The sequence below is a fragment of the Paenibacillus sp. 01L418 genome, assembly GCF_056400045.1.
In genome coordinates this window covers 1-9497 of sequence record NZ_JBFTSN010000249.1, presented here as the reverse complement: position 1 = coordinate 9497, position 9497 = coordinate 1, and the positions used below count along the sequence as shown (strand labels likewise).

8 protein-coding genes are annotated in these 9497 nt (G+C 42.2%); 6 read left to right on the top strand and 2 right to left on the bottom strand.

Annotated features, from left to right (window positions below; genetic code table 11):
* Both AC1DSE_RS23380 and AC1DSE_RS23375 read left to right on the top strand, forming a co-directional pair.
* Window positions 1-1364: alpha/beta hydrolase family protein (locus AC1DSE_RS23380; RefSeq protein WP_477528265.1), on the top strand; the 1364-nt coding region annotated here is incomplete at its 5' end.
* A 476-nt stretch (window positions 1365-1840) separates the two neighbouring features.
* Complete coding sequence (locus AC1DSE_RS23375; protein WP_477512319.1) at window positions 1841-3016, top strand: DUF6688 domain-containing protein; 1176 nt, start codon at window positions 1841-1843, stop codon at window positions 3014-3016.
* 345 nt (window positions 3017-3361) lie between these two features.
* On the opposite strand, the gene AC1DSE_RS23370 is transcribed toward AC1DSE_RS23375, so the two are convergent.
* Together AC1DSE_RS23370 and AC1DSE_RS23365 are read right to left on the bottom strand one after the other, a co-directional pair.
* Window positions 3362-4318 (bottom strand): ABC transporter permease, encoded by a 957-nt coding sequence (locus AC1DSE_RS23370; protein WP_477512318.1) that lies wholly within the window; start codon window positions 4316-4318, stop codon window positions 3362-3364.
* Window positions 4311-5231 (bottom strand): ABC transporter ATP-binding protein, encoded by a 921-nt coding sequence (locus AC1DSE_RS23365; RefSeq protein WP_477528264.1) that lies wholly within the window; start codon window positions 5229-5231, stop codon window positions 4311-4313. Before AC1DSE_RS23365 ends, AC1DSE_RS23370 begins: the two co-directional genes overlap by 8 nt.
* Window positions 5232-5698: 467 nt before the next feature.
* On the opposite strand from AC1DSE_RS23365, the gene AC1DSE_RS23360 reads away from it, so the two are divergent.
* The 4 genes from AC1DSE_RS23360 to AC1DSE_RS23345 all read left to right on the top strand — a co-directional run bounded on the left by AC1DSE_RS23360 (window position 5699) and on the right by AC1DSE_RS23345 (window position 9130).
* Window positions 5699-6187 (top strand): P-loop NTPase family protein, encoded by a 489-nt coding sequence (locus AC1DSE_RS23360; RefSeq protein WP_477512316.1) that lies wholly within the window; start codon window positions 5699-5701, stop codon window positions 6185-6187.
* Between the two features lie 146 nt (window positions 6188-6333).
* Window positions 6334-6792, top strand: a complete 459-nt coding sequence (locus AC1DSE_RS23355; protein ID WP_477512315.1) for a hypothetical protein — start codon at window positions 6334-6336, stop codon at window positions 6790-6792.
* Window positions 6793-7741: 949 nt separating this feature from the next.
* Window positions 7742-8578 (top strand): alpha/beta fold macrolide esterase, encoded by an 837-nt coding sequence (gene mle, locus AC1DSE_RS23350; RefSeq protein ID WP_477528263.1) that lies wholly within the window; start codon window positions 7742-7744, stop codon window positions 8576-8578.
* Between the two features lie 282 nt (window positions 8579-8860).
* The gene (locus AC1DSE_RS23345) at window positions 8861-9130 is read left to right on the top strand and encodes a CD3324 family protein (RefSeq protein WP_076270608.1); all 270 of its coding nucleotides are present in this window, start codon (window positions 8861-8863) and stop codon (window positions 9128-9130) included.
* Window positions 9131-9497: the final 367 nt, after the last annotated feature.

Sequence of the window (9497 nt, the reverse complement as noted above, 5' to 3'; positions counted from 1 at the left end):
CGGTGGAAGGATACAGAGTTCAGCTATTCTTCCCGTATTGCATAACGATCATTTTTTTAGCCATTTCAGGTTATAGCTATTTTAAAAAAAACGTCCCAAAAAAAATCCCGCGATTCTTGTTGGGTTCAGCTAATACCGCTATAGGGCTAATGCTGGTCGTTACAGCGGGTCTCATGTATGCTTTTCCTGTATTTAAACTGCCTGAACCGACAGGCGAATTTAAGGTAGGAACGCAAACTTATCATTTTGTGGATACAGAGAGGGAAGAGATTTTTGACGAAGCCAGAGATGGTAAGAGAGAATTGATGGTTCAGGTATGGTATCCGGCTCAAGGTGGCACCGGGAAGTACGCTCCCTTTATTCCCGATCCCCAGATTTTACGTTATATGGCCGGGAATTATGGCCTWCCCGGGTTTACTCTTCAACACCTGAAGTACGTATCCAGTCATGCTTATTCGGGGGCCGAAGTTTCTTCGGCACAGGCTTCATACCCGCTGATCCTTGCCAATCCCGGGTTCGGCTCTTCCAGGTTCCTCCATACGTCGCAAGCCGAAAATCTCGCGAGTCACGGATATATCGTGGCAGTGATCGACCACACCTACAATACATTTGCAACCGAGTTTCCGGATGGTCGAATCACGACCAGCACAACCAACGACTTATTCTCGCCCGACCATGATTACCGGACGGAAAGCGGAAATCGCGACAAGTTGGGAAAAGTTTTAACCGACGATGTGGCGTTTACGCTGGACCAATTCGAGCTCATCCAATCGGGGCAGATTCCAAGTCATCTAAAAGGGAGGATTGATCTCGGACATGTCGGGGTGTTCGGTCATTCCATCGGAGGAGCGACGGCCTATGACGCTACTTACGATCCACGAATAACGGTTGGAATAGACTTGGATGGAGCGCTTTATCGACTGCGTGAGAGAGAGGGTCTGCGTAAGCCGTTTTTGTTCATGAACTCGCAAAGCGAATTCGAAAGATTAAAAATGGTGAAGGATAACCACGCCTATACGGAGGCAGAGCTTAAACGTATGGGCAACACAAGAGAGTGGATGGATCAAGTAACGGAAGATAAAAAGGTAGAGCTTGAACGGATGCGCGAAACGGTTGACGTAGGGGGACAATTCCTCTATATCGACAATACGGAGCATTTGAATTTTACCGACGTACAGTTCATTTCTCCGATTTTCAAAATTCTGGGAGTTACAGGGAAGATTGCGCCTGAAAGAGTGAACTCCGTTATCAATGCCTATATGCTGGATTTCTTCGGTATTTATCTAAAAAATCAAGGCGGAATCTTAATGAAAGGACCGGATAGCCGCTTTCCGGAGGTGAAGTTCGTAACCTCGCTGCTTTAATTCCGATATCAGGTCTCATATTAAGCGTTAAGGGCTGCCACATGGCAGCCCTACGCTGCGCTAACGGGCAGTAAGGACCAATAAATAGGAAAATATAAATGATCATTTTTCTCTTTTTTTGAATTATAAATTCAGAGTATCATTGACTAGATAAATGGTCAGTTCCTTACTTATATCAAAAAAAATCTTCGGAGGTGCAAACCGGACACGTTCATTTAATAACACAGCGTCAGTTTGACTTCGATTCCTCTCAAAAGACTGCATTTTTTAGGGTCAGTATCATACAGCGTCAAAAGGACTTTAGCATTCGCCGCTTCCAAAACTGCTTTCTTGAAATTTTGAAATCGGGCATTCAACGATGACGTCAACTTTACTGATTGCGGTGGCGAACCGCTAGAAGCCTTGTGTCGGCGAAACGACAAGCGCACCTGCCGCACAAGTCTTGTCCAATATCGACCGGAAGGAGCATCAAGAAAATGCTACTGTTGTTCACTCCGTTTCTTCTCCTAGCGTTCACCGCCCTCATTCGGGCGGTGTTTACGTTCGCGCGAAAAGCTGGGGAAAGCGAACAAGGCGAAGGATTGACGTTAACCCGGCTCGTAGACGGCATTCTACTTTCGATCGCCTCGTTTCTCCTGATCGTTGGCTTCATATTTGATGTGAAAGGGGTACCAGGAGGAGCGCCGTTGAAAATGTACTCAGAAACCGGAGAGCCATTATATGCATACGCATCTCTGTCCCACAAGCATAGTGCCGTACTTTGCGTAGACTGGTTGCTCGGCTTCTTTTCCTATTGGGCGCTGAGAATCTATCATAGGAAGCTTTCTCCAATTGTATATACTTGCTGCAACGTCTTTTTGGTTCTTTGCATTTCGCTGACCGCAGTCTATTTCATTCATACCGGCTTTTCCAATTACGATTTTAATGAGATCTTCTCCGTGTTGCTTCTTCAAACCGGGAGCTTAACGTCTTGCCTGCTGTATCTGGCGCAGCTCAAGCGCTCATTGGACGTATGGAAGGCGTTCGGAAGGGAGGAAGATGCGGAGACGATGCCCGCCTGGCAGCGGCCTCTGCATCGCTTCATCATCATGCGTCGCCGGGCAATTCCGGCGCTATGGATCGCACTGCTATTCCCCGTTCAGCTTGTTGTTCAATTGCTTCTAGTCTTGTTCGGGCAGCGGCCGGATGGTGTAGTTCGGGCGTTTCTGGATACGAGCGGCTTCTACTTATCGAGGCTGCCGGCGCCACCGCCGGAAATGGTGTCGGGGGATGGCCATTATTTGTGCACCGTCGCCGCTCTGGGACATCGATCCCTAGTCAAGCCGCTTAGGCCGGGAACCAGGCACGGCATGTCTATTACAGTGAATCGCCAGCTGATGATCGCTAACGCGTTCGAAAATGTGCTGGAACAGTACATGCCCGCCGGCCACCGGACGATTCGCCGACTATACGACAAATACGGCTATCCGGTAAGTCGGCAGATTCGCACGAAGACAGCAGCTGATGTGATCTATGTGGCGATGAAGCCGCTGGAATGGTTCTTTCTGCTCGTTCTGTATACCGTCGACATTCGCCCGGAAGACCGGATTCAAGTGCAATACAGTGGATTCGGTAAAAAGAGTAGTCGACCGGACGCCGAATTGACAGGGTAACGCTGAACATAAAGTATCGGAATGGAAAACAATATTATTTACTCAGCAATGAATCATGAGGCATTAATTTATTCAAGCGGATTTAAGCTAACGGATAACGTTAGTTCAATTAAGAACAAAGGCAATCGACCAAAATGATCGGTTGTCTTTTCTACACTAACGGTCGTAAACAAATATAATTTTGCAAAAGAATGATGATACTCTAAGTTTTTATCCACGTCCAAAATTAAAAGATCGGATATAGATCGTTTAACTAACTGGACAGGTTAGTTGGATAAAAACAAAAGAACCTCGGACACAGCTTATTTCAAGCAGTGCCCGAGGTTCTTAGTATTGGAATTGTCCTTAAGCGGCGACGTCGCGTCTCGTAAACAGTAACCAAGCTAAGAATTGGAATACGATGTAGTAGGCGACAAGTATCATAATCGAGAACGTCAACGTCATTTCCGGTCTTAGCGGCGTCGCACCTTGCATATATTGCGTCAGGTCGATGTTGGAGAAGAGCAAATACTTGACCCAGCTATAGCCGCTGAGAAGCGCCGATAGCGTATTGCCGACCAGCATGAACAGAAGCGAGAAGGCTATGGCCATCGAGGAGCTGCGGAACGTGGACGAAATCATGAAAGCCATCGTAACGTACATGAGCATGGATACGATCGAGAAAGCGTATTTCTCCAACGAATTCAACAAATAGGAACTTTCTTGGATAACTCCGCCATCGGTAATCGATATTTTCGCTTGGCTTGTTCCTTCGAAGCCTTCGAGAATACCGCCGGCCGCGTAAGCAGACGCAAATGTCAATATGAGCAGCAGAAGCGCGAACCCAAGCGTGGCGATGTATTTGCTGATCATAATTTTCGTGCGCGAAGCCGGACCGACAAGCAGCAGCTTGATCGTGCCCCAAGTAAATTCGGCCGCAATCATATCGGCAGCGATAATGACGGTTAGAATCGTCGCTAAAATAATTAAGTATGATGATGTATCTACATAATTCCACAATGACAATTCGTTAGGATTTGTATTTTGTTCCAAATAATATTCATTGAGCTTGATTTCGTTAGTGAAGTATGTTTTGTCCTCCTCCGAGAGTTCTTTGTTTTCTTGAAGCTCCTGCTGCATGTTGCTATTCCGTTCGGTCAGGTTGTTTTGCCAGTCGATCGTATTATTTTTGCCTGATTCCCACTTCATGATGCCGCTCATTAATGCGATTGTAAAAACGAGGAAGGCGATCATAAGCCATGTACGAGGACGACGATATATTTTCATATTTTCGTTTCGAATTAGATTAGACAGACTAGACAACCATCTCACCTCCGGTAATTTCCAAGAACTGTTCTTCAAGCGACTTCTGCGCCACTTGAATGCCGAGCACGTCAATCTCCGAGCTTACAAGCAGCCTTGTAATATCGGGGATGGCAGCTTTGTCAGCCGCAATTTCGAGCTGATTGCCTTTCACCGTAATGCGGGATGCATCGAAGATGGCGGATAGCAGCTGCTGAGCGGCAAGTAAATCGCCGACTTCGATAACAATCTTCGACTGTATCGAATCGCGAGTTTCCTGCAAAGAGCGAATATCGATGAGCTTGCCGGCTTGTATTATCGCAACCTGGTCGCACATAAGCTCCATTTCGGACAGAAGATGGGAAGAGACGATGACGGAGATGCCTTCTTCTCTCGTCAGCTTGCGCAAATAATCGCGCAGTTCTCGAATGYCTGCAGGGTCGAGCCCGTTTGTCGGCTCATCAAGGATGAGCAACGATGGACGATGCAGAATCGCTTGGGCAACGCCAAGCCGCTGCCTCATGCCGAGAGAGTAACGCTTAACCTTCTCGTGAATACGGTTCTGAAGTCCGAGAAGCTTAACGACCTCATTAATCCGTTCCTTCGTAATGCCTTTATGCCGACGGGCAAAATGAACAAGGTTTTGATAACCGGTCAAAAATTTATACATTTCCGGGTTTTCTACGATCGCTCCTACATGCGTCATAGCAAGCTCGAAGTGCTCGCGGACGGATATGCCTTTAATTAGGGCCTCGCCCTTCGACATCGATATCAAGCCAACGATCATCCGTATTGTTGTCGTCTTGCCGGCACCGTTCGGTCCGAGAAATCCGAATACTTCGCCTGCGGGTATATCGAAACTAAGATTGTCGACGATCTTACGTCCGCCAATCGATTTGGTCACGTTGCGAAGCTTCAAAACGGCTTCTGTCATGCGTTAAAACCTCCTAGTATTATCTTACATATGGAACTATACTGGAAGTTGCTTTGTCATAAAATAGACCTTTGATCAGGATTTCTCCCCTGCTTAGGTCGAGTATGAACGTTTTTCAAAGCATTTTTTAAACAAGTACTTAAAAATATGCTTGATAAAATAACTATGGATTATTTACAACATAATGAGGTATCTCTCGGATTTGTACTAGAGGGTATAGGTGCACTTTCTGATCATTACCCTGACTAGACAAAACCCGAAAGATGATCACTCTTTCTAAAGTGTCTATCTTTCGGGTTGCAGTTTAGCCACGGCAGCTGTTAATCTAACGGGCAGGTTACGCTAATGAGTATTCGTTCTATAACCGTGATCCGATATCTTGCCAAAATTGCATTAGAAGGAATCCCTGTTGTCAATAGAGAAGTCATTTAAATCAAATATGCTCGTTGCAGGGAGCTAGAATAGGAATGAAAAAGATCTTCATTATTGGAGTTGTAGCTAGTGGTAAGACGACATTGGCTAAACGCTTATCGCAGAAAGTTAGTGTACCTTGTTATGAACTTGACTCCATAGTCCATCATCAAACACCCATGGGACGATATAAACGTTCAGCAGAAGAACAAATTGAGGTTATAAAGGAAATAGATATACACGGTACATGGATATTTGAAGGAACAGATAGAGAGTCCTATCAATGTTTGTATGAAATGGCCGATACAATCATATTTCTTGATACTCCATTGTGGACGCGAAGGATAAGAATCCTAAAGAGATTTCTTAAGCAAAATCTTGGTATTGAAAAGTGTCATTATAAGCCAGACATCCTGATGTTGAAGATGATGTATAAATGGACAAAGGATTTTGAACAAAATAGAAGCGGTTTCGAAGCCAAGTTGAAAAAATACAAAGAGAAAGTGATTAGGTTAAGAAATAATAACAACCTGGACTTTACCTGAACGAATATGACTAAGGGATGGGGGACGTTAGTTGAACACCGAAGGGGCTGCCGCGTGGTAGCTCATCGTTAACAAGATACTGTTGTAAAATGAATACATTAATTGATCTAAAACAGTTGGTGTTTGTGATCTTTATAAGGAGTTTTATGAGAAAACTAAGAAAACACCTGTTGAATCTAGCTTTTGGTGAGTTAGTAGCGGCTATTTCTTTTTTTGTTGTATTTAAACTGTATCTAGATTTAGGATTCGCAAGCTTGCTTGCGTTTTCATTTCTTGTGTTGCAATTAATTCAAGGTGTGCTGTATTGGGTATTTAGATCTCAATCATTAGGTAAAGAGAAATCATTGTTAATGCGGAAAATCCTAATCATGCTTAGAAGAATTAATTTTCTTTTGGCTGTGATAATTGTTATTTTGTTGTTAATGCTTGCACAGAATAAAAGAGACTTATTTTTTGGTATGTTGATTTATGTTTTTTCCGTGATAGAATACATAAATTACTATTGGTATCGTTTAAGCTATGGGAAGTCGGGTTTCAATATTAAATTGCTTATTCAAGCTGGTTTAAAGCCTTCGATTATTCATAAATTAATAAAAAGAAAATAATTCTCTAAACTATCGGATAATAAGAATTCATTCACAAAGGGCTACCGCTATAAGCGATAGCCTTTTCAGCTAAATGTCCGGATAGCGGTTGTTATCGACATGTTCCAGATCAATCGATGTATTAGTATATAATGATAATTGAATAGGAGGGCGTTATCTAAATGGTATATATAGAAACAGGAATAAAACTATTTGTGTTTATAATAGTTATTTCTTTATTCTTTAGTTTGGTACGGTTCCTTGTCCAAAAATATCTAAGTGATTTCTTTCAAGGTTTCTCTGAAAAAACAATAAAAGTATTTAGGTTACTTAAAGGAAAGATTCAAAAAACAGGCTGACCATATGATTAGCGTTTTGAGAAACCGATCTATTTTAAGCATATGCCCAATAATGCTGAGCGTAGAAAAAACGTCAAATTGTTGGCGCTGCGCTATTTATCTGGCAGGGTATGTAAATCAATTTGCGAAAATTTCAAAAAACATAAGGGAAGAGGCAACATAGCTTTTTGAAACTAGGATAAAGGTTAACACAAAGGAAACCGCCTAGTATTTGACATATGACTTTGCCATATGTTAGCATAAATTTAACTTATACGAACGGAGGGGTTACGTGTGTTGATCTAATTCTTCGATACTTTTTGCACAATGAATTGGTTTGTGGTTTAAGACTATTTTGTGTGCATCGTAATCGAAGATTAGTTTGCCTTCACGGTAACCTAGTTTAGTTTTATATCATTGGGGAGAGGGGGAACCCTACCTTTATGCCATATAAACTAGATACAAAGGAAATGGATTGAACCTTTTATGATCTACCCGATGATTGGACTGATAGTCTTCCATAGGGTAATCATAATACTGTGTTCATTCTCAAATTCTTTTTCGATTACAGTATGCGCACAGGCCTATGGCCTGTGTTTTTTTATTTTGTAAGAAATATTGGAGGGTTCCATATGAACGAACAACTAATAAAAGTAGATGGGATTAATATATGTGCAGACAGTTTCGGAAATCCAGATCATCCGGCCATCTTGCTAATTATGGGGGCTCAATCCTCCTTGATTTGGTGGGAAGAAGAATTTTGTCAGCGTTTGGCAGATGCAGGACGTTTTATCATTCGTTATGATAACCGAGATGTTGGACGTTCAACAACTTATGAGCCTGGTCAACCGGGTTATACTTTTGAAGATATGGCAGATGATGCAATAAGAGTATTGGATGCTTATAAGATTGAGCAAGCTCATATCATAGGCATGTCCATGGGCGGTATGTTGACTCAAATGATCGCTCTGCGGCATCCGGAGAGGGTTAAAACCATTACCCTCGTTTCAACGTCCAATTTTGCTCCGCATCTCCCTCCGATGGAGGAAAGGGTTATGGAGTTTTTCTCGAATATGGGGGCTGTAGATTGGACGAACAAACAATCGGTAGTCGAATTTGCCATTAATAGATCAAAGATTCTGGTCGGTTCAAAGCATGTTTTTGATGAGAAGAGCATTGGCGCATTGGCGGAAAAAGAATTTGTTAGAAGCAACAATATCGCCAGCATGGGTAATCACGCCTTATTGGCAGGTGGGGAATCCTATCTGGTTAGGACGAGTGAAATCATTGCACCTACTCTGATTGTACACGGTACTGAAGATCCCATTATCCCTTATAAACATGGAGAAAATCTTGCTAATGAAATTCCGGATGCGGTTTTACTGACATTGGAGGGTACTGGACATGAACTTCATTATGATGACTGGGATATAATAATTACTTCTATTTCCAAGCACACATCAATATGAAATTAATACAAGCCGATTTATCGTATGGTTAAAGGCTTATTTCATGTTTTCTCTATGCGGATCTTCTCCATTTGAAGTTATGTTATACTTGTTAGGAAAAGGGGGTGCTTACTGATGGAAAATCTCTTAAGATTATCTGGTACTTCTTCCACTCATGCAAAGCCTGTTATTGGAAAAGCGTTACTTTGCGTGGGGCGAAACATTTTATAGCGCTGAATAAGCTTTTCTAATATTTTGGCTTTGCACCTTATTTTTAATTGTCAAAATAAGGAGCGGGCGAAGTTGAAATATATTAATGCAACAAAGATATTGCCTGAAGAGCTAATTATGGAAATTCAAAAGTATGTTCAAGGAGAGGCTCTTTACATTCCTAAGCAAGAAAAGGAATATAAAAACTGGGGAAGCTTGAGCGGTGGTAGACAATTACTGGATCAGCGAAATGCCGCTATTAGAAATGCTTTTATGAGTAAGAGTAGTATCGAGCAGCTTTCGAAGGAATATTTCCTCTCCATAGATACGATTAAGAGAATTGTGTATTCACATAATGAATAAAGAATAACGGGCACTGGTGAGAATTTCTCATCAGTGCCTTTTTTGTGTTAACAATGAATCTAAGCCATTGTTGACATATGAATAGCTGTCTACATTATTTAAAATAGGTTTAGCATGTGAGAGTGTACATGATAGTTGGAAATTAGCTGACGAAAGAAAGTTAGAAAGGGCTCTGATTTGTGCATAAAACGATGAGCAGCACATCATAATGAATGATGTGTATAAATAGAAAGCGAGGAAATTAAAAATCATGAGTGAGCAAAAAAACAGAAGCAGACATTTAGTTGATCAAGAAATTATCAGCGCTGTTGATTTATTTCCAACAACTGATCTTTCTGAATCAATGTTAATAGAATCGCGCACAAAT

What these genes read in the sequence shown, in the direction of transcription:
- AC1DSE_RS23375 (WP_477512319.1), top strand. Translation starts at nt 1,841, where the DNA reads ATGCTACTGTTGTTCACTCCGTTTCTTCTCCTAGCGTTCACCGCCCTC.
- AC1DSE_RS23360 (WP_477512316.1), top strand. Translation starts at nt 5,699, where the DNA reads ATGAAAAAGATCTTCATTATTGGAGTTGTAGCTAGTGGTAAGACGACA.
- AC1DSE_RS23355 (WP_477512315.1), top strand. Translation starts at nt 6,334, where the DNA reads ATGAGAAAACTAAGAAAACACCTGTTGAATCTAGCTTTTGGTGAGTTA.
- mle (WP_477528263.1), top strand. Translation starts at nt 7,742, where the DNA reads ATGAACGAACAACTAATAAAAGTAGATGGGATTAATATATGTGCAGAC.